Annotated in this window: 23 protein-coding genes; 6 read left to right on the top strand and 17 right to left on the bottom strand. The window is 46.3% G+C overall.

The genetic code is table 11. From position 1 onward, the window contains the following. Positions 1-295: 295 nt before the first annotated feature. The gene (locus U1F02_RS12215; RefSeq protein ID WP_409990681.1) at positions 296-3181 is read right to left on the bottom strand and encodes an insulinase family protein; all 2886 of its coding nucleotides are present in this window, start codon (positions 3179-3181) and stop codon (positions 296-298) included. A gap of 55 nt (positions 3182-3236) precedes the next feature. Then, positions 3237-3533: a sulfurtransferase TusA family protein gene (locus U1F02_RS12210; RefSeq protein ID WP_409990680.1), complete on the bottom strand. Its 297-nt coding sequence runs from the start codon at positions 3531-3533 to the stop codon at positions 3237-3239. 230 nt (positions 3534-3763) lie between these two features. On the opposite strand from U1F02_RS12210, the gene U1F02_RS12205 reads away from it, so the two are divergent. The 6 genes from U1F02_RS12205 to U1F02_RS12180 all read left to right on the top strand — a co-directional run bounded on the left by U1F02_RS12205 (position 3764) and on the right by U1F02_RS12180 (position 10364). Beyond that, positions 3764-5227 carry a M48 family metalloprotease gene (locus tag U1F02_RS12205; RefSeq protein ID WP_409990679.1) on the top strand — a complete coding sequence of 488 codons (1464 nt, stop codon included), beginning with the start codon at positions 3764-3766 and terminating at the stop codon, positions 5225-5227. 228 nt (positions 5228-5455) lie between these two features. Beyond that, positions 5456-5743, top strand: a complete 288-nt coding sequence (gatC, locus tag U1F02_RS12200; protein WP_409990678.1) for an Asp-tRNA(Asn)/Glu-tRNA(Gln) amidotransferase subunit GatC — start codon at positions 5456-5458, stop codon at positions 5741-5743. A 65-nt stretch (positions 5744-5808) separates the two neighbouring features. Beyond that, positions 5809-7263 (top strand): Asp-tRNA(Asn)/Glu-tRNA(Gln) amidotransferase subunit GatA, encoded by a 1455-nt coding sequence (gene gatA, locus U1F02_RS12195; protein ID WP_409990677.1) that lies wholly within the window; start codon positions 5809-5811, stop codon positions 7261-7263. A gap of 14 nt (positions 7264-7277) precedes the next feature. After that, positions 7278-8723, top strand: a complete 1446-nt coding sequence (gene gatB, locus U1F02_RS12190; protein ID WP_409990676.1) for an Asp-tRNA(Asn)/Glu-tRNA(Gln) amidotransferase subunit GatB — start codon at positions 7278-7280, stop codon at positions 8721-8723. Positions 8724-8733: 10 nt separating this feature from the next. Beyond that, entirely contained in the window at positions 8734-9030 is a 297-nt protein-coding gene (locus U1F02_RS12185; protein WP_409990675.1) for a PA4642 family protein, read from the top strand. Positions 9031-9248: 218 nt separating this feature from the next. Then, positions 9249-10364, top strand: a complete 1116-nt coding sequence (locus U1F02_RS12180) for a response regulator transcription factor (protein WP_409990674.1) — start codon at positions 9249-9251, stop codon at positions 10362-10364. A 5-nt stretch (positions 10365-10369) separates the two neighbouring features. Here the strand turns inward: U1F02_RS12180 and U1F02_RS12175 are convergent, their stop codons facing one another. The 15 genes from U1F02_RS12175 to U1F02_RS12105 form a co-directional block, all read right to left on the bottom strand. Beyond that, complete coding sequence (locus U1F02_RS12175; protein ID WP_409990673.1) at positions 10370-10885, bottom strand: RNA methyltransferase; 516 nt, start codon at positions 10883-10885, stop codon at positions 10370-10372. Between the two features lie 24 nt (positions 10886-10909). Further along, entirely contained in the window at positions 10910-12709 is a 1800-nt protein-coding gene (locus tag U1F02_RS12170; protein WP_409990672.1) for a putative bifunctional diguanylate cyclase/phosphodiesterase, read from the bottom strand. A 51-nt stretch (positions 12710-12760) separates the two neighbouring features. Then, on the bottom strand, positions 12761-13918 hold the full coding sequence (locus U1F02_RS12165) for an FIST signal transduction protein (RefSeq protein WP_409990671.1): 1158 nt from the start codon (positions 13916-13918) through the stop codon (positions 12761-12763). Between the two features lie 167 nt (positions 13919-14085). Next, positions 14086-14583 (bottom strand): peptidylprolyl isomerase, encoded by a 498-nt coding sequence (locus U1F02_RS12160; RefSeq protein WP_409990670.1) that lies wholly within the window; start codon positions 14581-14583, stop codon positions 14086-14088. A 114-nt stretch (positions 14584-14697) separates the two neighbouring features. Then, complete coding sequence (locus tag U1F02_RS12155) at positions 14698-15441, bottom strand: tetratricopeptide repeat protein (protein WP_409990669.1); 744 nt, start codon at positions 15439-15441, stop codon at positions 14698-14700. Positions 15442-15457: 16 nt separating this feature from the next. Further along, positions 15458-15925, bottom strand: coding sequence for a peptidoglycan-associated lipoprotein Pal (gene pal, locus U1F02_RS12150; RefSeq protein ID WP_409990668.1), 468 nt, complete (start codon positions 15923-15925; stop codon positions 15458-15460). 51 nt (positions 15926-15976) lie between these two features. Next, positions 15977-17248, bottom strand: a complete 1272-nt coding sequence (gene tolB / locus U1F02_RS12145) for a Tol-Pal system beta propeller repeat protein TolB (RefSeq protein WP_409990667.1) — start codon at positions 17246-17248, stop codon at positions 15977-15979. Further along, positions 17245-18087: a cell envelope integrity protein TolA gene (gene tolA, locus U1F02_RS12140; protein ID WP_409990666.1), complete on the bottom strand. Its 843-nt coding sequence runs from the start codon at positions 18085-18087 to the stop codon at positions 17245-17247. Before tolA ends, tolB begins: the two co-directional genes overlap by 4 nt. A 7-nt stretch (positions 18088-18094) precedes the next feature. Next, the gene (gene tolR, locus U1F02_RS12135) at positions 18095-18541 is read right to left on the bottom strand and encodes a protein TolR (RefSeq protein WP_409990665.1); all 447 of its coding nucleotides are present in this window, start codon (positions 18539-18541) and stop codon (positions 18095-18097) included. A 19-nt stretch (positions 18542-18560) separates the two neighbouring features. Then, complete coding sequence (gene tolQ / locus U1F02_RS12130; RefSeq protein WP_409990664.1) at positions 18561-19244, bottom strand: protein TolQ; 684 nt, start codon at positions 19242-19244, stop codon at positions 18561-18563. 27 nt (positions 19245-19271) lie between these two features. Further along, positions 19272-19697, bottom strand: a complete 426-nt coding sequence (gene ybgC / locus U1F02_RS12125; RefSeq protein WP_409990663.1) for a tol-pal system-associated acyl-CoA thioesterase — start codon at positions 19695-19697, stop codon at positions 19272-19274. Between the two features lie 27 nt (positions 19698-19724). After that, positions 19725-20756, bottom strand: coding sequence for a Holliday junction branch migration DNA helicase RuvB (ruvB, locus tag U1F02_RS12120; protein WP_409990662.1), 1032 nt, complete (start codon positions 20754-20756; stop codon positions 19725-19727). A gap of 39 nt (positions 20757-20795) precedes the next feature. Continuing rightward, positions 20796-21413 (bottom strand): Holliday junction branch migration protein RuvA, encoded by a 618-nt coding sequence (gene ruvA / locus U1F02_RS12115; RefSeq protein WP_409990661.1) that lies wholly within the window; start codon positions 21411-21413, stop codon positions 20796-20798. Between the two features lie 74 nt (positions 21414-21487). Then, positions 21488-22006 carry a crossover junction endodeoxyribonuclease RuvC gene (gene ruvC, locus U1F02_RS12110; protein ID WP_409990660.1) on the bottom strand — a complete coding sequence of 173 codons (519 nt, stop codon included), beginning with the start codon at positions 22004-22006 and terminating at the stop codon, positions 21488-21490. A 133-nt stretch (positions 22007-22139) separates the two neighbouring features. After that, on the bottom strand, positions 22140-22883 hold the full coding sequence (locus tag U1F02_RS12105; RefSeq protein ID WP_409990659.1) for a YebC/PmpR family DNA-binding transcriptional regulator: 744 nt from the start codon (positions 22881-22883) through the stop codon (positions 22140-22142). Positions 22884-23049: the final 166 nt, after the last annotated feature.

The following is a 23049-nucleotide window of genomic DNA, read 5'->3' as shown; positions in this document are numbered from 1 at the left end:
AATTTGGAACTTGGGGGTAACGCGACAACCCTAAAAGCGTTGAGTTTGCTGGGTTAACCGCGAAATATTCCTTGAGATTGTAGCGAAAAAACGCCGAATTTTTACATAAAAGCCGTTTTTTTACCAGCCCCGAGCCCTGAGGGTGTAGGCGAGGCAGGCACTATAAAGGTGCAGAAATGAGAATAAAACTCAATTACCTGTCACTTAAATAAGGGTTCGCATTATTACCTAAATATTTTGGATTCTCCAAGCAATAAAAACAAAAAGCCTTATCGAAACTGCACCATTTAAACGCTTATGGCTGCAAATAGCCCTGCTGCTTTTGCTGGTAACCCGCCACATTTTGAATTAATTCAAAATCTTTAATGTTTTCCAGTTTTTCGGTGGATAACCAAAGCCGACGATTTTTTTGCAAGAAGGCAGCTTCGTAATATCTGCGCAACGACTCGGGTGTAATTTTAGTCACCGCGTTGATAAGTTCTTGCTGGCGATTAAATTCGTAATCATTTAACAAAATACTTTTCCAAAACCGCTCGGATTGTTCGTTTAAGGATAGGGCTGGCTCGCGCAATTCCGCTAAGAGTGACGCTTTATTTTCAGCGAAATTTTCCGTGACTGTTGTGGCGTTACTACTTAGAAAGCGACTGATTTCATCGACCAGTTGAGTAGCGGTTGCATTAGGGGATTGCACAGCAAAAAAACTGCCCTCCACATTACGGATAGGCATGGGGAATAAAGATACGACATAACCCAATTGCTTTTCGGTACGCAGATCATTGAAGAAACGAGGAGCCAGAATTTGAGTTAACAGCTGCATATGAGCGGCATCATCAATGTAAGGTGCCAATGCCTGAACGTACAACTCAACGACTTTGTCGTTATGCTCTAGGGGATAAATATACAACCAAGATTTATTGTCTTTATTTTCTGAACGCAACACCTTCGCTAACTGCGGCAAACGTTTTGAACGTTTCTTAAGTAGCTGATGCTCTATAACAGCTGAAAGTTTAATGGCATCTTGTGGGTACAAATTTCCATACACCAAGGTTTCCAATTTCGCACCGCGCAGCAATTCAGCTGAAAATTGATTGAATTGCTGGAAAGATGTTTTTTGCAACACCTCAATATATTCCTTCATTCCCCAATAAGGCAGGTATTGCAAGCGCGGCACTTTTTTAGCGAGCACAGAGTAAGGCAAATTTTTATCTTCATTGCGCCATTCCCGAATCAAATCGTCTTTTAGGGTTTCAAAACGCGCTTCATTGAAACTCGCCTGCCCTATAGCTGCCAGGATTTTATTCATCAATAAACTTTGCTTATCGGTATAACCGGCAAGGTTTACGTCCAGCCCGCGCGAATTAGCTTTAACATTAAAGGTTAAACCCGCCACGCTTGCAGGATACGCATATTCGCTCAGCTGATCGGTGATCAAAGCGGCAAACAATTGTGCGAGCGCCGCGTTTTCGAGCGAGCTATTTAACAAGGGCAATTTGAAGCGGAAATTTAATTCGGACTTGGGTGAGCGGAACTTGCGATCTTGTAGGAACCAGAGCTTCAGATCTTCGTTGTTGACAAGAAGAGAGGGAATATTTTTGCTCACTTGCGCGTCTGACGCAGGCAACATCGATGGCGTTTTTACAACGAAATTTTTAGGAATAAAAATATTGCGTTCCGGCAAACTCAGCTTTTGATGATATTGCGGCTTAAGATCCAGAATGGGTGGAATTCCACGAGATGCACTGTAAGCCACATTATAAAAGCTAGAAGAAATTGCCGTTTGCGCTTCAGGTGCAACGAAGGAAATAAAAACATTATCCTTATTGAGATAACCGAGCGCTTGCTTCAAAAGTTCTTCATCATATTTGGTGTAAGCGTAATCACCCCACAACACATCATAAGCGGGATAATCTTGCATGGATTGGGAAAGTTCCACGACCGAATCCACTGCGGGCGGCTTGTCGCGAAAGCGGTAGTTGATGTCCGCGATTTGTTGCATCTCGCCAAAGCGCCATTCAGACACACCGCGCGAACTCACCATTTTGATGTAATCAAATACAGCTGAAACGATTTGATCTTTCGCTTTCGCACCTTCTTTGGTGAGTTTGATATTCACACCAAACAGTGCATCATGCCGGCTGCGATACACCTCTCCCGCCGACAAAGATTCGGCCCACCCCAAGCTTTTTAACAATGCCAGCAAACTACCTGTCGACTCATTCCCCAAGAGGTGCGCGAGGTAATTAAGCGGTTTGGATTTGTATTGCTCAGCATAATGCGGAAGGGGAAACGCCAAGGTTAATTGGCGCGTTTCCTTTAAGGGTTTAAGGCTGACACTGGCGGGCAAGCTATTTGGCGCAAATAACGCTGGGTATGCGTTTGCAATTGAGCGATTTTTATTTGGGATTTGCCCGAAGCGCGGCTCCACCATTTTTTGAAGCTCATCAAGCTTGCGATTGCTGAGCACAACGAGTGTCATGAGGTTGGCAGAATAATAGTTTTGATAAAACGCCAGCAGGTCATCGCGAATGCTATGCCCTTCAGTATCGGAAAGTGTTCCCACACTACCTACATCAAACACCGCAGCCGGATGCTCTGGATTAAAAATACTGCGGTAAACATCCCACTCGCGTTTTTCATCGTCGTTAATCTTGGAGAGATACTCAGCATTCACTGCATTTTTTTCGTGATCGACATAGCTTGCATCAAATAAAGGGGAGATAAAAAACTGCGCGAAGCGATCTAAGGCGGGTTCCAGCGAGGCATGCTCTATATCAAAAAAGTAATTAGTGTTTTCTGCCGCCGTATAAGCGTTATTACTACCGCCGTGTTGGCTAATAAAATCTTGGTATTCATCTGGCGAAGGATATTTTTCTGTTCCAAGGAACAACATATGCTCCAGAAAGTGCGCTAGTCCCGGGCGCTCTTTGGGATTTTGATGACTACCAACATTGACATTTAATGCTGCCGCCGATTTTTCCGCAGCGGGATCTGAAACCAAAAGAACGCGCAAATTATTGCTGAGGGTCAGGTAACGATAATCGCGATTGTCGTTTTCACTCTTGCTGATGGTGGAAACTTTCGCGCTGGACTGATGCTGCGCATGCGCACAAGCCGCCGCCACTAGCATGAATAGGATAAATGCGTGTCGGCACCAACGAATCTGTGAAGACAGCTTTAGCATTCAATCATCCAACAAAAAACATTTCGCATAGGTTATCTCTAGGAGCGGCCGAACTTTAGGATTGCTTTCGTATAAGAAAGCAGTAGCAACCGTCCTGCTGGAAAAATCCTTCCAATAACTGCCCGGTTAAGTGTGCAAAAGACACAAAATCTTTCAAGGCCCCTGCGTCAGTCGCCAGAACTCGCAATAAATCTCCCACCGCCAAGTTACGCAACCCCTGCTTGGCTTTTAATAGCGGGAGAGGACAGGCCAAATGGCGCGCATCAACCTCAAGGCTAACCTCGCAATCGCGGGCAGAAGCGGATTCTACTACCTTTAACGCCTCTGGAATATTTGATTGCTGATCTTTCAAGCTCTTTACCTTAACCCGCGGCAAGCTCAGGTTGAGCTACCGAATTGATGTTTTACATGCCAAACGAAAGCGCTAAATTAACGCAGATCGACCCCCATTCACAATTTAGTTTACGAACTAATGTGCATTTTAGCGTTCAAAGCTGGCTTGGCGGCGTAGCGACTCGTCGCCAAAAGCGCTAGAGTGCGCCGCCTGTGTTTGCAATATCTTTCACCTCAGGAGCTTATCCAGTGAACCGACTTTTTCGACAGCTCATGCTTGCGGGTGGCTTTTTCGCCTATGCAGCTGCCGCCTTAGCCGCCTCCTTTGCTCAAGCATCAAACGATATTGAGTTGCCGGTACTGGGCGATACCAGCTCAGCGATGATTTCACCCGTCCAAGAAAAAGCTCTTGGGCAACGAGCGCTTAAATATTACCGCAGCCAGGTTCCTACCTCTTCTGACCCCTTGGTGATCGACTACCTCGAGAACCTGATTGAACGTCTTTTACCCTACAGCCAGATTGAAGATAAGCATATCGACCTTGTAGTGGTTAAGAACGATACCCTCAACGCCTTCGCGATTCCGGGCGGAATTATCGGTATGCATACCGGCGTTTTCAATTACGCCAAAACGGAAAACCAGTTAGCGGCGATCATCGCCCACGAAATGGGTCACTTAAGCCAACGCCACTATGCCCGCTATCTCGAACAACAGAAGAACATGATGTTGCCGATGATGGCTGGAATGCTTGCCGGTCTAGTGCTGGCGGCACATAGCAACGGTGACGGCGGAGCAGCAGCAATTATGGCGACCCAAGCCGCAACCCAAGCAGCTGCCCTGCGTTTTAGCCGGGAAAATGAACAAGAGGCAGACCGAATTGGGATGCAAACCATGTATCAGGCCAAGCTCGATCCCTACGCCGCATCAGACATGTTCGAAGAAATGCTTCACGCAACCCGCTCTAGCCGCCGCCCGCCCGAATACCTTTTGACCCACCCGGTTACCGAGCGACGCGTCGCAGATGCACGCAACCGCGCCATGGCACATCCACGGATTGCTTATCCGGATAATCTGGAGTTTCAGCTAATGCGCTCCCGCATTCGCTTTGAACTGGAGGAATCTCCCCAGACCGCAATCAAACGCTTTAAAGCGGAGTTGGATGGCGACAACTTATCGCCCGATGCCAGCCGTTACGGGTTGGCAATGGCTTATTCGGCTGCCGGGCAGTTCGATGCGGCTCGCACCACCCTCAAGCCGCTGCTGGACAAAGACCCCACCCGCGTCACTTATCTGATTATGAGCGCGGATATTGACGTAGCGGCCGAGCGCTTCAAGCCTGCATTAGACTTGTTAGAAGCACAGCTTAAACTTTACCCAGATAACTACCCGCTTAACATTCGCTATGCCGAAGCCAGCATGAAAGCGGGGCAGTACAAGCAAAGCGCTGAACTGTTGGAGCGCTATTCCCGCAAGCGCAAAAACGATGACTACTTGTGGTATTTGCTAGCAGAAGTAAATGGTCTGAATGGCGATATTTTGGGCGTACACGAGGCCCGCGCGGAATACTTTATCGCCAACGGCATTTACGACAAGGCTCAAATCCAACTCCGCAACGCCATCAAACTCGCCAAAGGTCAGTTCCAGCGCACTGCGATTTTGGAGGAACGCCTCAAATACGTAGAGCATGAAATGCTCGAAATACGCAGCCAATAAAGATGGCTCCAAGGCCCGAATGCTCCTCGGGCTTTACTCTCCCCAAACGGCTCTCAAAATCTCCCGCCAAAACCCGCTTTACCCCTCAGGTTTAGCGCAAACTAATTTTTCAACCCACCGCCAAATATGGTAACTTTAGCGCCCCTTTAACAGCGCCCTGTTTTCAGTGAAATCAAGGTTTTGGCAGCCGCCAGCTGTGCTACAGATTTTGTTTATGGAGTGCCAGTTATGGCTGTAGATCGTTCCGATATTGCAAAACTCGCCAATCTGGCGCGCATCGCTATTTCAGATGATGCCGCCGACGAAGTTGCCAGCCGTATATCCACGGTATTGGCCTTGGTAGACCAACTTCAAGCCGTAAATACCGACGGCGTTTTACCCATGGCGCACCCTCTGGATGCCGTTCAACGTTTACGCGCCGATGTGGTTACCGAACCCAATCAACGCGAGCTGTTCCAATCCATCGCACCCGCCGTGCAAGATGGTTTGTACCTGGTTCCGCAGGTCATCGAATAATCGCCCAAGCGCCACACTTGCCAACTATCGGCGACTTTCAACGCCTCCCGAACAGGAATTTTTGAATGCATCAGTTAACCATTGCCGAACTCGTAAAAGGTCTTCGCAACAAAGACTTTTCGAGCGTCGAAGTCACTCAGCACTACCTTGAGCGTATCGCACGCCTCGATAAAACCTACAACTCTTACATCACGGTCACGCCCGAACTCGCCATCGCACAAGCCGCTGCTGCCGATAAACGCTTGGCCGCCGGCAACACTCCCGCACTTTGCGGCGTACCTATCGCTCACAAAGATATTTTCTGCACTATTGGCGTTCGCACTACCTGCGCATCCAAAATGCTCGACAACTTTATCGCGCCTTACAACGCAACCATCGTTGAAAACTATTTGGACTCCGGCGTGGTGATGTTGGGTAAAACCAACATGGATGAATTTGCGATGGGTTCATCCAACGAGACAAGTTACTACGGCCCGGTAAAAAATCCTTGGGCAACTGATTGCGTTCCTGGCGGCTCATCGGGCGGTTCTGCTGCTTGTGTTGCAGCGCAACTGGCGCCAGCAGCAACGGCATCAGACACGGGCGGCTCCATTCGCCAACCGGCAGCACACTGCGGATTGACTGGCATCAAACCAACCTATGGTCGCGTTTCACGTTGGGGCATGATTGCGTTTGCGTCTAGCTTGGACCAAGCCGGCATTTTGGCGCGTACCGCAGAAGACGCCGCGATTTTGTTAAACGATATGGCGAGCTACGACACTAAAGATTCAACCAGTGTTGACCGCGAAGTGCCGGATTACACTGCTACTCTGAACAACTCACTCAAAGGCTTGCACATCGGAGTCCCCAAAGAATATTTTGGTGAAGGTTTAAATCCGCAAACCGCTGCGCATGTTGAAGCCGCAATTAAAGTTTACGAAAGCTTGGGCGCAACTATTCACAGTATTAGCTTGCCGCACACAGGCTTATCGGTTCCAGCTTATTACGTAATCGCACCGGCAGAATGTTCTGCCAACCTGTCACGCTTCGACGGTGTGCGTTACGGTCACCGTTGCGAAAATCCAAAAGATTTAAACGATCTTTATATGCGTTCGCGCAGTGAAGGTTTTGGTGATGAAGTGAAGCGCCGTATTCTCGTTGGCGCTTACGCTTTGTCTGCGGGTTACTACGATGCCTATTACAGCAAGGCGCAAAAAGTTCGTCGTTTAATCAAACAAGATTTCGTCGACGCATTCCAAAGTGTTGATGTCATCCTCGGCCCAACCTCACCATCGCCAGCCTTCCAATTCGGTTCAAAATCCAAAGATCCGGTTGCCATGTATTTGGAAGATATTTACACCATCGCCACCAACTTGGCTGGCCTGCCCGGCTTATCAATCCCCTGCGGCTTTGTGGACAACAAACCTGTTGGTTTGCAATTGATCGGCAACTTCTTTGCCGAAGCGCAATTATTAAATGCAGCGCATCAATTCCAGCAAGCAACAAACTTCCACCAACAAACCGCCCCCGGTATTGAGTAAGAGGAGAAAAAGAAATGCAATGGGAAACCGTGATTGGCTTGGAAGTTCACGTACAACTCGCCACCAAAACTAAAATTTTCTCCGGCGCCAGCACCGCATTCGGCGCTGAGCCCAACACACAAGCTTGCGCTATAGATTTGGCTATGCCCGGCACCTTGCCTGTCGCTAATGAAGAAGCATTTCGTTTTGCCACCATGTTCGGCTTGGCGGTAAATGCAGAAATAGGAAAGCGCTCTGTTTTCGAGCGAAAAAACTATTTTTATCCAGATCTTCCAAAAGGCTATCAAACCACACAACTTGCTGAACCGATTGTGGGCGCAGGTTTTGTTGATTTGGAATTAGGTGAAGGCCGCACCAAACGCGTTCGTATTCACCATGCACATTTGGAAGAGGACGCGGGTAAATCACTGCATGAAGATTTCGCTGGCATGAGTGGAATCGATTTAAACCGTGCAGGTACTCCGCTTATTGAAGTGGTAACCGAACCCGATATGCGCAGCGCAGAAGAAGCTGTTGCCTTCGCAAAGAAATTGCACTCAATCGTTACTTCGCTGGAAATTTGCGACGGCGAAATGAGCCAAGGCTCCATGCGTTTTGACGTAAATATTTCTATTCGTCCGAAAGGTTCCGACAAACTCGGCACTCGCACCGAAACCAAAAACTTGAACTCATTTAAGTTTATGGAAGAAGCCATTGAGCTGGAAGTTGAGCGTCAAATTGATGTACTGGAAGACGGCGGAAAAATTCGTCAGGAAACTCGCCTATACAACGGCGACACCAAAAAAGCGCGCTCCATGCGCAGCAAAGAAGATAGCAACGATTACCGCTACTTCCCCTGCCCTGATTTGCTTCCGGTCATTATCGACGACGAATACATCGAAAGTGTTCGCAAACAAATGCCAGAGCTGCCAGAAGCAAAACGTGCGCGCTTTGTAGAACAATATGGTTTGAGCAGCTATGACGCGGGCCAAATCACCATGGATAAATTTACGGCCGCTTATTATGAAGCCGCAGCGAAAATTTCCGGTGAACCCAAGCTAACTGCAAACTGGATCATGGCGGATTTGGGTGCTTATTTAAATCGCACTGAACAACGCATTGATCAATCGCCAGTAACACCCGACTTATTGTCTGGCTTGGTTGTGCGTATTAAAGACGGAACCCTGTCGAGCAAAATCGCCAAGCAAGTATTTGAAGCCATTACCAACGGTGAAGGGGATGCCGACACTATTATCGAAACCAAAGGTTTGAAACAAGTTTCTGATACGGGTGCGCTGGAAAAAATTATCGACGACATTCTTGCTGCGAATACAGCCCAGGTGGAAGGTTATCGCGCAGCAGCGGAAGACAAACGCGCCAAAATGCTTGGTTTCTTTGTGGGCCAGGCGATGAAAGCCTCCAAAGGCCAAGCTAACCCACAAGCACTGAATGAATTGCTTCTGAAAAAATTAAATTCTTAAGAGAACGAAAATGAGCTTACGTAAAGACAAAGAAAAAGTATTAGGTGAAATTTTTGATGAAGAACGCATCAAAACTTTTCTGGAGTTCACCGCACCAAGCGGAGTCAACGCAGATTTTCATTTGCTCGAAAAAGCTTATCGCGGCATGCGCGGCGAAAACTTTGCAACCTTCGTGCGGTTATTCAAAGAAGCAGGTCGCGATTTAAACGCAGTTGGCCCGGAGGGCAAAACCTTTCTTCAAACAATAAAGACGCACCGCAACGGAGAGGAATATGCATTGCCATTGATCTCTGCCGGAGCTATCTAGGCATCACATCTCAACCCCCAAAGCAGAGCTCCCTGCGGAGCTCGTTGCCATACAAATCACGCTGTTTACTGTCGTGGCCTCCTCCCTAAACTGTAACACTCTGCCAAATTGCCCCACCCCAAGGAATCAACATCCCAAACTGTTGACAGCTACACTGGCATGACCTAAACCTATCAAGAACGATGTTGATAAATTTAGGGGCTTGCAGGTCGGTTGTTATGAATACTTCTGTCAGTATATTAGTGGTCGACGATTCGCTTTTGGAGCTTCAAATGACGGTGGGCTACTTGCGTCAATATTTTGAAGTTCACGCCAGCAGTAGCGGCGAGCGAGCTTTGGAGATGATTAGTACCCATAGACCCAGCATTGTGTTGCTGGACGTAAATATGCCTGACTTGGATGGATACGAGGTTTGCCGCCGCATACGTGAACGAGACAAACATTTAAAGGTGATATTTGTATCCGCCTACGACTCAACCAGTGAAATACTGAAGGGCTACACAGTAGGCGGCAACGATTACATTGTAAAACCCTACGAACCCATCATTTTGCTATCCAAAATCAACCAGGCAATTGCCGACGAAACTGAATTTGAACAGGCGTCTCACAGCTCAGCCGATTTGGCAATGGAGGCTATGACATCTTTTGGAGAGCTCGGCTCAGTCCTGACCTTCCTGCGCTCCAGCTTCCGCATCACCACCGTTGAGGGACTGGCCAATCTCATGATGAGGACTTTGGATGCCTACGGGCTAGAAACCTGCCTACAACTACGTACTCCAAAAACCGCAATAAATTTCAGTCATCAAGGAGCTACATCTCCTATCGAAGATGAGCTTATGTCACGCATTTCGAAAATGCCCGGACGCTTTGCGGAAAGCGGAGCGCGTATGTTCGTCAACTATGAACACACGAGCCTGATGATCAAAAATATGCCCTTTGATGACGATGTAAAAATGGGACGCATCAGGGATAACATCGCCATTATGCTCGAAGGCGCGGATGAACGATTATCCATGATTGCTATAGATGTAAGCATTCAGGAATCATTGGAGCTCGTCAAACACACCCACCAATCAATTGTAAATGACCATATGGTTATGATTGAGCAGAACATGGATGAGCTCAAAGCCGCATTGTTGAAACTGGACCTCAATAATGATCAGGAAAGAGAATTACAAGAAATTATACAAAATGGAAAACAGGCATTAAGTGCGAACTTTGAAAAAATGCATGACATAGAAGCACAAATTTCGAAAGTTCATGAGCTGGTTCAAAACAATCTCGACTCAGATAAACACGCACAACAGGCGCCTGGTAGTATTGATCTTTTTTAGGAACCCTAGGCTTTGGTCCGTACGAAAAGCCTGTTATTCGTATCGCGACTTTGCACTGCAGATCTAGATACTACTTTGGCTCCGATCGATTTTGCAAGACGATCATAAAGCACCACGTTGACAGTGGCCGCTAAATTCATACACCCGACAGTCGGAACATAAACGACATGATCGCAAGCATCCAGCAAAGCTTGCGTTAAAGATCCATCTTCCGGCCCAAATAGATAATAAGCTTTCTCAGGATGATCAAATTGCATAAGCGGCACGGCGCCATCAGCCAATTCAACCGCAACTACTTTCATCCCTGCTGGCACACTTGATAACAAATCCTCTGAATGTGTTAGTGAAATTTTCTCATGGCTATTTTTTGTATCCGTATAAAACTGTCGTGCGCGATCAAATCGTGCTCCCGTATAAAATATTTTGTCTGCTTCATAACAACCTGCGGCACGAATAACCATACCGACATTTTCAGGACTCTTGGGGTTTACCAAGCCTATATAAGCGAGAGAAGTTTTCATTGATTTTCAACGTTGATAAAGCCTTTAGCAGGCTTCTGAAAAACGGGATTTGACCAAACTGGCAAACTGATCAAAGGACAAAGGAACCGAAAAATAGAAGCCTTGGTATTGCTTACAGCCCATATTTTTAAGGCATTCCAATTCTTCTGCAGATTCTACGCCTTCAGCCAAAATATCCATATCCAAATTTTCACCAAGAGCAACAATCATTTTTGCGATGGAACGATTTTCAGGATCCTTATGAATATCTCGCACAAAATTTCGGTCGATTTTTATTAGGCTTGAGGGCAGCTTACGCAAGTAAGTCAAGGAGGAATAACCAGTTCCAAAATCATCGATTGCACAATCAACGCCTATATTACGTAGCTGGCTAATAAGCGCCATAGCATCGTGAATTTTGCTAATTAATATGTTTTCGGTAATCTCTATTGTGAGTTGCTTGGAGTTCACGCCTGATGTTTTTATCGCTCGAGAAATACTTTCAAAAAAGTCTGCCTGTCCCAGTTGTTTGGCGCTCACATTAATAGACAATTTTTTGAAACTGGCGGGCAAGCCTTGTTCTTGTAAAATCTTTAGCTGACGACATGATTCATTAAGAACCCAATCACCAATTGCCAATATAAGCTCGCTATCTTCAGCAATTGGAATATACACATCGGGAGATTCACCAATGCGCCTTGGATTATTCCAACGCAACAAAGCCTCAGCACCGATAATTTGTCCTTCGAGATTGTACTGAGGCTGATAAAACAACACGAACTCGTTATTTTTAAGTGCTGATTTCAGTTCAGACACATAGACCGAGCGACGATTCAATCTTTCAGACATACTACAGGTGTAACGAACCGCCGCACGTTGACGCAGATTTTTTGCTTCATACATTGCCAAATCAGCATTTTTTATAACGTCGTGAAAAGATTTTTCCGCAACAGGAAAAATTTCATATCCCATACTGCAACTGAGATTATAAATCAGATCGCCAACAACAAAGGGGGTCTCTATGATATCCAAAACGCGTGTAGTTGTTCGGTTAACAATTTGCTCAGCTACAAGTTCTAAGTCACCCAAATCTGGCAATAAAATAATAAACTCATCGCCGCCAAAACGTGCCACCGTATCTTTACCACGAGTAATATTATTTAAACGATTGGCAACCTCTTTGAGAATTTTGTCACCAACGTCATGCCCCATCACATCGTTGATAGATTTAAACTGATTGAGATCTATAAATATCAAAGCACCGAATTTATTGTTGGCCTCACAGTTGGATATGGCTTTTTTTAAATTCTCAGTTAATGTCCTTCGATTATAAAGTTGAGTTAACTCATCGTGCGCCGCCTGGTAGGCGATTTTATTTTCAGCTGACTGGCGAGCGACCATTTCTTTTGCTAAAGATTGATGAACAATACATGCGTAGCAGCTGAGAGCCAATTTTTTAAAAATTGGTTTCAAAGATTTTTGTATGCTTAATTCAAGCGGCGCAACACCTTCGAGCACCATTACGCCGTGCTCTGGTAGCGAGAAGCAGTGATAAAATTTTCCACCAACACTCTCTACAGATACCCATTCGTCGTTTTGAAGATGCTTGTTTACAGCATCGCCAAGCACTTTGTTGTGCGACCAAAGCTCACCCAAAAATTGTATCGGGATACTGATGCAATGATTTAAATGTGCCTTCTCCGCATCACCAATAAATTGAATCGGCTCATTATTTTCATTACAAAATAAAAATAAATGGGCACTACTCAAGTCGAGTCGTGCAATGGAAACACGCATAAAAGACTGCATCATCTCATTAAGTTCAAGACCATTTCCAATTGCCATGGCGAGCTCATGCTGGATAGAAATAATTTGCAGCGCTCTTTTCATATTGTCCTACAAATTTCCAACAACAATGGATTTATTCAGTAGATCAATTGTACCACGGCGAGTATTTGCTATCTCCCCTATGGATAAAGCCCCAACGATTAGGCGCTCCTGCCCTAAACCGCGATCAATTGCCTCCATTTCCATCGGAAAGCTTTCCCCTAGATACAACACTCGGCTAACACAATCAAACACCAAAGTCATGCCCAGCGAGGAATCTGCAACGCAATGAGAGGCCTGCCCTGCTCGCTCTCCCGCTCTTTGGGCAGCGCTTATTACGTTTGCGCTATCTCCTTTCAGGATATAAACCATAGCGTTTTCAGGAACAGAACCTACACAGATCAAATCTGTCTCACTCAGCTGTATAGGATCTCGAACGAGTATTTCTTCATTGATGCCGAGAACCCCAAGAGGAAAATTTTTGGACGTCTGAAAAAAATCATTTTTTAAAAACCTGTGCGAAGTCGCCTCTTCAATAATGGCCTTGTAAACATCAAACGCGGGTAAATAATTTAATGTTTTTATTTTTGCGCCATCCGCCTCAGTCACCAAAAAAGGGCCGCTTAAAACTTCCCAACCATGTTCAACAGCACAATGGATAGGAACAGGCATTTGTACAACTAAAGCAGAGTTCATCAATAGGCCTTGCCTGGAAAATACGCATGGCCGCTGCCGAAAATCTATTGCACCGCAACCGCCGCCGATGACGCCTATACCTCCACCAATAGCCTCATACAAATTATTGATGAAAAACTCTGTGGCATTTGCCATAGCATCTATAAAAACCACGAGATCGCGAGAGTGACGTACAAGATCCCCATCCAAGCGTTCAGGTGAATTGGCATCGATTGGAACTTCGTTGGAAAGTTGGTAACAAGCAATAGATATAACAAAAGGAAAACCGATGACAATAAATCCGGTATCCAATTTAGTTTGCGCAAAAAATACCGATGGAAACGTTCCTCCGCACACAGGCACAGGACAAGACCTCAATGAGTTGCGCAAAGCTTTAGGGGAGTGGTTATTTCCACTGCAGGCAAGAATCATAAGGCTCTTTGCACCGCGAGAAATTACTTGAGACAAAGACTCTATTAAAGATGGGTCAGATCCTTGCTCGGACACCCATATCAGGGTTTTTGATCCGTCTTTCTGTGCAATAAAGCCCATCGTGCATCCTTAGTCTAGACATGGGAAGGATGATAATTGAGCTCACAAACGATGGGAAATATTTTTTAGTCTTATGGCTGCGTATTTAGATGCAGATTTGCGACAAAGAGCAAGATCCATTTCCCAGCGAGTAAATATGGATAAATCTTGCCCTATCGCATCAAGCATCAATCATGGTGATGGCCGCCAGCGCCATGAGCATGACCATGAGCCAGCTCTTCGTCCGTTGCATCTCTTACATCAACTATTTCGAGCTCAAACTTAAGCGTTTTGCCAGCGAGAGGGTGATTACTATCAATATCAACATTAAATTTACCAACCTTAAGAACAACGGCTTCCCAAGGTCCGTGCTGAGTATTCACGAGCACACGAGAACCGGGCTTCAATTTGTTTTTTAAGGCTGCGTGATTATGTAAATGTTTTATCGGGATTCGTTGCACCGCACCCTCTTTACGCTCACCATAAGCCTGTTCGGGACTTAATGTAACCTCCGTTTTGTCCCCCACCTGCTTTGATTCGAGCGCAGACTCGAGGCTCTCTAAAATATTGTGGTGACCGTGCAAATACAGGGTTGGATCAGAATCGTACGAAGTTTCAAGCAGTGTGCCATCGACACCTTTAAGGTTGTAGTGAAAGCTCACCACTTTATTTGCAGCAATTTGCATGATCTCTCCGTAAATTAAGAAATAAAAACGCGAAATTATGAGAACACTTGATTCTGTGAATCAACAGAAAAGAAACCTGCAGGTTACTTTGGGACTTAGAGTTTATTGCGGGTACTAGAAATTGTCTTTCAGATACTGCTTCGCAAGACGAGCAGAATCACCAACACCTGAAGCAGCATCATCCAACAGAGGCTTAGCACGTTTTTTATCGCCTTGGAGGTGGTAAACCTTACCTAACTTAAACTTTGCATCGGGGACTTTGTTGCTATCAGGAAAATCCTGAAGCAATTTTGCAAACCATTCACGCGCTTGGGGCAACTGGTTTTTTAGCAAATAAATCTCACCTTGCCAGTAGCAGCTGTTAGCCGCGAACTCACCAGAAGGATATTTCTTTAAATACTCTTTAAAAGCAACCAATGATTGATCAACCTGACGCTGACGCAGCAAATCATAAGCAGCTTTGTACTCATCAGCCTCACTCATACCATTTGACAAAGGGGCAGGTGCAGATGACTCCTCAGATGAGGATGACTCAGAACTAGCAGCATCCAAGCTTTTGGATTTTACATTGTTAGTCAAAAATGACACCCGACGATCAAGATCAACATAGTTGTCTAATTGAAGTTGTTTCAAACGGGAGATTTCGTGACCTTGCTCTTCAACGAGAGCACGCAATTCGGAAACTTCTTGCAGGAGGGATTGAATCTGATTGTAAGATTCTGTTTTTTGCTCTATGGATTCTTGCTGACGACTCACCCCAGAGCGAACGTTCTGGGGTGAGGAATCGACGACCCGCACTTGTGCTTCAACGGCTGGAACTGCAATACAACACATTAAAGCAATCGCGCGTTTCAACATACGGGTCAAACTCTAATTACTTGATTTCTACGCGACGGTTTTGTGAATAAGAAGCTTCTTCGTGACCAGTAGCAACTGGACGCTCTTCACCGTAGCTAACTACTTCCAAAGAAGCAGCTTTTACGCCTTGAAGAACCAAGAAATCACGAGCAGCTTTAGCACGCTTCTCACCCAAAGCCATGTTGTATTCGCGTGAACCGCGCTCGTCAGCATGACCTTCCAAGCGTACTGATGCAGAAGAACCTTTCAATTTTTCAGCGTGAGCCAAAAGAATTGCGCGAGCTTCTGGGGTCAAGTCGTACTTGTCGAAATCAAAGTAAACAACGTTTGCAACTGCTTTAACTGGAGCAGCAGTTTCAGTAGCAACAGGAGCTGGAGTAGCTACTGGAGCAGCAGCTTTTTTCTTGTCGCTAGAAGAACAGCCAACCAGGAAAGCCATAACTACGGCCAAAGTCAAACCTTGCTTAATTGCTTTAGTGATCATGTGTGTGTAACTCCAATCAAGTTGTAGATCTATAGTGGTGAAAAAAACAGTTTAAAAAAATGGTGACCACGCGGGTTCACGCACATCACCTAGCTTTGATGGCAAGCGAACTTTTGTTCGCGCATCCAAGGAAACTGCACCAAGAATGCCTTTACCACCAACACTGGTCGCATACATAAGCATTGCGCCGTTGGGCGCTATAGTAGGCGATTCGTCGTAATTTGTCTCGGTCAAAATGCGCAAATTCCCCGTTTTTAAGTCTTGTGCGGCAATTTGGTAGCTACCACCAGGGCGCTTATTGACCATCACCAAGCTCTTACCATCCGGAGAAACACGACCGCGTGCGTTATAATCGCCGTCGAAGGTTACACGTTCTGTTACACCGGTTGCAAGTGTTACTTTATAAATTTGTGGCTTTACGCCACGGTCGGATGTGAAAAATATACCCGTTCCATCGATAGTCCAGGACGGCTCTGTATCGATCGCGAATTGATTGGTAATACGAGTAAAAGCTCTTGTAGCCAAATCAACGGTATAGATTTCAGGATTGTCATCTTTAGAAAGAACCATCGCCAACTTCTGGCCATCTGGTGACCAAGCAGGAGCGCCATTCAAACCTTTGAAATTAGTGATCTGCTCTTTGCGGCCGGTTGAAAGCGTTTGAACATAAATAGCGGGACGATCTGTCTCGAAAGAAACATAAGCCACGCGGGTTCCGTCGGGGGACCATACGGGTGACATGATAGGTTGCTTAGATTCAAACAAAACACGAGAACGAGCGCCATCCACGTCCGAAAGCATCAACCGCGATTTATTGGGTTTAGAAAACGCCTCTACATAAATGATTTTGGTAGAGAAAATACCACGAATGCCAGTTATGGTTTCATAAACTTTATCGCTAATGCGATGCGCCATATCGCGCAACTGAGACTCCGCACCATCTACGCTCATTTTTATAAAGACACGCTTCTGTTGAACCACATCAAATAGTTCGTAGGACGCTGTATAACGACCACCTTGTTCGGTAACACTGCCAATCAGCAAATATTCGGCTTTGATGGCTTTAAAATCGCGATAAGAGATTTCACTTTCGCTACGGGGATGGGTAATCAGTTGGTTGGGGTCGATGGACTCGAATTGCCCGCTGAAATTCAGGTCGTTGCGAATAATTGCGGGAATATCCTCTGCAAGCTTGGGCCCTGAAAAATCATCTACCGCTATGCGGGTGGGGTTATCAATACCTTTAGAGATAGTGATATTGGTGAGCTGTGCATTTGCATAGCCCGACAACAAAACCATACAGAACAATACAATGCGTTTCACTGGCGCAAATCCTCTGGTCTGAAAGTAAATAAAAATTGACGGAAATACTTTTCAAAAACATCTGGCGGAATGTTTTTAACTTCTTCAAATCGATCAACGCGTTTCACCGCTTGTTCAGCAGCCCTATCGAAAGCTGCGTCGCCACTACTTTTCGTAACTCGAACCCCCATGACCTGCCCGGTGGGCAACATTCTGATTTCCAGAATAGTGGTCATTCCATTGCGTGCTGATGGAGGTCTACTCCAGTTTTGACGCACGCGCTCGGCGATCAATTCTTCGTAGCTCTTAGTGCTGACATCATCAACAGTGCTACTTAGCATCTGTTCTTCTTTTTGCATTTGAGCTTCAAGCGCCTTTAACTCTTCACGACGTTGCTTCTCGGCTTTTTTGCGCTTTTCTGCTTCAGCTGCGGCTTTCTGTTCTTCTTCCAGCTTCTTCTGCTTTTCCGCCTTGGCTTTTTCGTCGGCTTCTTTTTTCGCCTTTTCCTTCTTCAGCTTTTCGTTCTGAATCTTTTGTTCGGTTTCGGCTTTTTCTTTCTGCTCTTGTTGTTTTTGCTGAATAGCTTTGGTTTCAGCTTCCTGAGCCTGCTGCTCTTTTTGCTGCTTAACCTGTTTCAACTCGGGATTGTTTTTCCCATCCAGCACCTGCTCTTTCGGTTGCTGAGGAGCTGCTTTTGCCTTTGGCTTCATATCAACCAAGGTGGCGGTTACAAAATGCGGCTTGTAAGGTTCAGGTTCTTCCTTAAGGAAGTCGAATTTTAGAATAATTGCCAAAGCAATCAGTGCGTGAAGTAACACACTGAGGAACATTGGCAGTGAAAAAAAATCGGCAAGCTTCATAAAAAACCTAGCGTGATGGCGGGTCGGTCAACAAGCCCACCGAAGGCGCGCCGGCTGCTTTTAACTCGCCCATCAATTCAACAATCACACCGTAAGTCACGCTACGATCGCCCTGTACAAAAACCAGCGTATTAGGCTTGGCTGCCATCACCTTACTAACGATATCTTTGATCTCGTGCAGAGGACGCGCTCTTTCTGCGTCTTCTTTGCTGCCACCGCCACCGTATTCGATATAGAAACCGCCATCCTTTTTGACCGATACCGTAATAGGCTCGTCGTCTTTAGTATCAACCGGCTCAGAGGCAGCTTTAGGCAACTCAACTTTTATACCTTGCGTCATCATGGGTGCCGCAATCATGAAAACCACAAGCAGCACCAACATAACGTCGATAAAAGGAACAACGTTAATTTCCGCCTTGAGATTTTTTTTAACTTTCGGTCCGAATCCAGACATCTTATTAACCTATCTCGCGTTATTTGCTGTGCACTTGACGGTGAAGGATGGTTGAGAACTCTTCTGCGAAGGTTTGATAGTTACTCAGCAAAGCAGATGAACGAGCAGAGAATTTGTTGTAGGCAAGAACCGCAGGAATTGCAGCAAACAAACCCATCGCTGTTGCGATCAAGGCTTCTGCAATACCAGGAGCAACTGTAGCAAGGGTTGTTTGATGAACGTTAGAAAGGTTCATAAACGAATTCATGATGCCCCATACAGTTCCGAACAAACCGACGTATGGGCTTACTGAAGCAACACTACCAAGGAAAGGTAAGTTTTCGTCGAGTTTTTCTTCTTCACGAGCAAGCGCAACACGCATAGCGCGTTGAGCACCATCCATAATCGCCTCAGCATCCGCTCCTGCTGTTTGGCGCAAGCGAGTAAATTCTTTGAAACCCGCGCGAAAGATATTTTCGATACCTTCAATACGATCGTGACCATTACCTTGACGGAACAATTGGTTGAGATCTATACCGGACCAGAATTGCTTTTCAAAATAATCAAATGCTTTTTTGGCATTGCTCTGATAGATGAGGCTTTTGAAAATCATTACCCAGGATACAACCGACGCAGCAACTAAAATCAGCATGACGATTTTCACTGCGATAGTAGCTTGGCCCATAAGGGCGAAAATTGACATTGTATTTTCGGCGTCTGACATAGGGGAATTAACCTTGAATTTTTGTGACTATAAATTGTGTGGTATTTGGGTGAATTGCGATATTTGTTGATGCATGCCAGCCGGGATTGCACGCGGTTTCATAAGCGTTGCATCAACGCAGGCCACGCGAACCAGCCCACTACAGAGCAACTCTTGTTCGCGAAAAACCTGTTGATTAAATTCAATATAAGTACGCGCTAATTTGGTAACACAGCTTGTAATACGTAGCTCATCATCTAAACGCGCAGCGCGATGATAATCAATTTGAGCCGCATGAACGACTAACAAAAGGCCGTCATCCAAAATAGCCGGCTTATGATACCCCAAAGCGCGCAAGAATTCTGTACGGCATCGCTCCATGAATTTCAAATAGTTTACGTAATAAACAATTCCGGCTGCATCCGTGTCTTCGATATAAACCCGCACCGAAATACTAAAATCATCCGTCGCCATGATTTCTCTGATTAAAATTTACTCGAATTAGTTTTCGTTAAGGTCTTGCTGCAATCGCTTCGGCATGGGCACACCAAAATGCAGATATGCATTGTTGGTCAAGACCCGACCACGCGGCGTGCGCGCCATAAAACCCTGTTGAATTAAATAGGGCTCAATGACATCTTCAATCGTACCGCGATCTTCACTGATAGCAGCCGCCAGACTTTCTACTCCAACCGGGCCACCGTCGAAATTGTTCATCATGGCCATCAGCAAGCGGCGATCCATATGATCAAAGCCGCGATCATCCACATTCAACATATTCAGGGCGCTGTCCGCCATATCCGCAGTCACTACACCATCGCCTTTAATTTCCGCAAAGTCGCGCACGCGGCGCAACAAACGGTTGGCAATTCGCGGTGTTCCGCGCGAGCGTTTTGCCACTTCTTCAGCCCCCTTATCGTCCATCTTCACACCGAGCAAACTGGCGGAACGAGCTACGATATGGGTGAGATCGGCGACATTATAAAACTCCAAACGCTGAACAATACCAAAACGGTCGCGCAGTGGAGAAGTTAAAAGTCCCGCACGCGTAGTAGCACCGACCAAGGTGAACTGGGGTAAATCCAGTTTGATGGAACGCGCTGCAGGGCCTTCGCCAATCATGATGTCGAGCTGAAAGTCTTCCATGGCGGGATAAAGGATTTCTTCAACCACTGGACTTAGACGGTGAATTTCGTCGATAAACAAAACATCGCCCGGCTCCAAGTTAGTCATTAAGGCGGCCAAGTCACCCGCTTTTTCTAACACAGGGCCGGACGTACTTTTCAGTGAAACACCCATTTCGTTCGCGATGATATTGGCAAGCGTTGTCTTACCTAAGCCGGGTGGACCGAACACCAAGGTGTGATCCAAAGCTTCATTTCGCTTTTTCGCCGCGCCAATAAAAATTTCCATTTGCTCGCGCACCACCGGCTGCCCGACGTAATCCGCCAAGCTTTTGGGGCGCACAGTGCGATCCAAATAGTCTTCGCGCTCTTTGGCAGCGGGTGCAATCAGGCGATCGGTTTCAATCATCGTTAACTCGTAGAGTAAGGAATTCGTGTGAAGGTCTTATTAATTACTGGCCATTGAGCGCAGAGCCAAACGAATTAACTCTTCGCTCTTCGCCTCTGGTTTTTGTTTGGCCGCCGCTGCAACCATTTTTGCTGCTTCGACAGGCTTGTAGCCTAAGGCGATAAGCGCGCTTTCAGCCTCTGCATAAACGTCATTGTCAGTGGCGATTTGTTTGATTTCGTTGTGCGCCAACAAATCGTTATGCGGCATATCCCAATTTTTAAGGCGATCACGCAACTCGATCACCAGCCGTTCTGCGGTTTTCGTCCCAATGCCAGGCACTTTGGTAAGCGCTTTGACATTGTTATCGCGCACGCAGCGCGCAATATCATCCGCTTCCATTCCCGACAAGATAGCCACAGCCAGCTTGGGGCCGACACCATTCACTTTAATGAGCGTGCGAAACAAAGAGCGATCGCGCTGATCAGCGAAGCCAAAAAGCTGATGGAGGTTTTCAGTGATCGAAAGATGGGTGTGCAAAATGACTTCGGAACCCATGGCAGGCAGGCGATAAAACGTTGTCATGGGAGCCTGCAATTCATAGCCGACTCCGTTTACATCCAGCAATAAATAAGGAGGTTGTTTTTCGACGAGGGTACCTCTGAGACGTCCAATCATGCGGTGCGTGCCTATATTATGGTTGTGGGCGATTGTAATGCGTTTTAGGTAATTTAAAAGCCGGAAAAGCGGCGTTAAACCACCCTTCCGCGCCGGAAACTGACCGACCCGGCAAGCTTAATTAAATGTTGTGAGCTGTTTGCATGGCAGAGTGCTACGGCTAGGGCATCGGCGGCATCTTCTTGAGGTGCAGCGGGCAACCGCAGTAGTGTTTTAACCATGTGCTGTACTTGCAGCTTATCCGCAGCACCGTTACCGACGACCGATTGCTTTACTTTGCGAGCCTCATACTCCGAAACAGGTAGCTCAAGCGCAACCGCTGCAACTATCGCCGCGCCCCTCGCCTGCCCAAGCTTTAATGCAGACGCCGCGTTCTTCGCCATAAACACTTGTTCGATAGCCATTTCCTGCGGGGAATACTGATTAATGATTTGGGTGATGGAGTTGAAGATGATTTTTAGGCGTTCTGACAGCTCAATCTCGGGGATGCGGATAACACCGCTGGTGACATATTCGGTCTTGTTGCCGATGGCATTGATAATGCCAAAGCCGGTTTTACGTGAGCCGGGATCTATGCCGAGGATAAGCGCCATATAGAAGACCAAACTTGCCAAAGACTGGAAATACGTACAGTGTTACACAGGCAATAAAACTAGGCAAGCAAGCGCGCGAGGATTTGCGAGACGGGCATGCGAGTAAGCCCGCCCCGCAAGTTAACTAAGAAGCTCAGCCAATTTGCTCCATGATTTCTTCAGAAATATCAGCATTGGTATAAACCTTCTGCACATCATCTAGGTCTTCCAACATATCGATTAGCGCAATAATTTTTTCTGCCTGATCTTTATCGAGGGATACGGTCAATGAAGGCTGCATTATGATTTCTGAATGCTCTGGTTTAAAACCGGCTGCGATCAATGCATCTTTTACATTGAGGTAATCTTCAAACGCAGTAAAGATATCAATGGAGCCATCTTCATTGGTGACAACATCATCTGCACCCGCTTCAAGTGCAGCTTCCATCAATGCGTCCTCATTAACACCCGCGGCAAAACTGATTTGGCCTTTGCGCGCAAACAAATAAGAAACAGAACCGTTAGTGCCGAGATTTCCGCCGCGTTTATCAAACGCGTGGCGAACTTCACCTGCGGTACGGTTACGGTTATCGGTCATACATTCAACAATAAATGCTACGCCATTTACGCCGTAACCTTCGTAGGTTAACTCTTCGTAATTATCCGCTTCTGTTGTGCCTGCACCGCGCGCGATGGCCTTTTCAATTGAGTCGCGCTTCATATTGTTATAGAGCGCATCATCCACAGCAGCGCGCAAACGCGGATTATCGGCAATGTTTGCGCTGCTTTTTGCGGCGACGGTAATTTCACGAATTAACTTGGTAAAGATTTTTACGCGTTTGGCATCTTGACGCGCTTTGCGGTGACGCATGTTGTGCCATTTGGAATGTCCGGCCATGACTAATCTCTCGATTAATATTTTCTACATTTAGTAGGGAGTCGTCATCCTCGCGCAACGGGTATCCAGCTTTTGCTTTTACGAATGATATTTAAACAGCTGGATCCCCGCTACGCGAGGATGACGACTCCCTGTTTTATTCATTTTTCTGTTTGCGTATATTTTC

It is taken from the genome of Cellvibrio sp. (assembly GCF_046347455.1).
In the GTDB taxonomy this organism is placed as follows: domain Bacteria; phylum Pseudomonadota; class Gammaproteobacteria; order Pseudomonadales; family Cellvibrionaceae; genus Cellvibrio.
The sequence above is the reverse complement of the archived record's forward strand: the minus strand, read 5'-3'. Positions and strand labels throughout refer to the sequence as shown.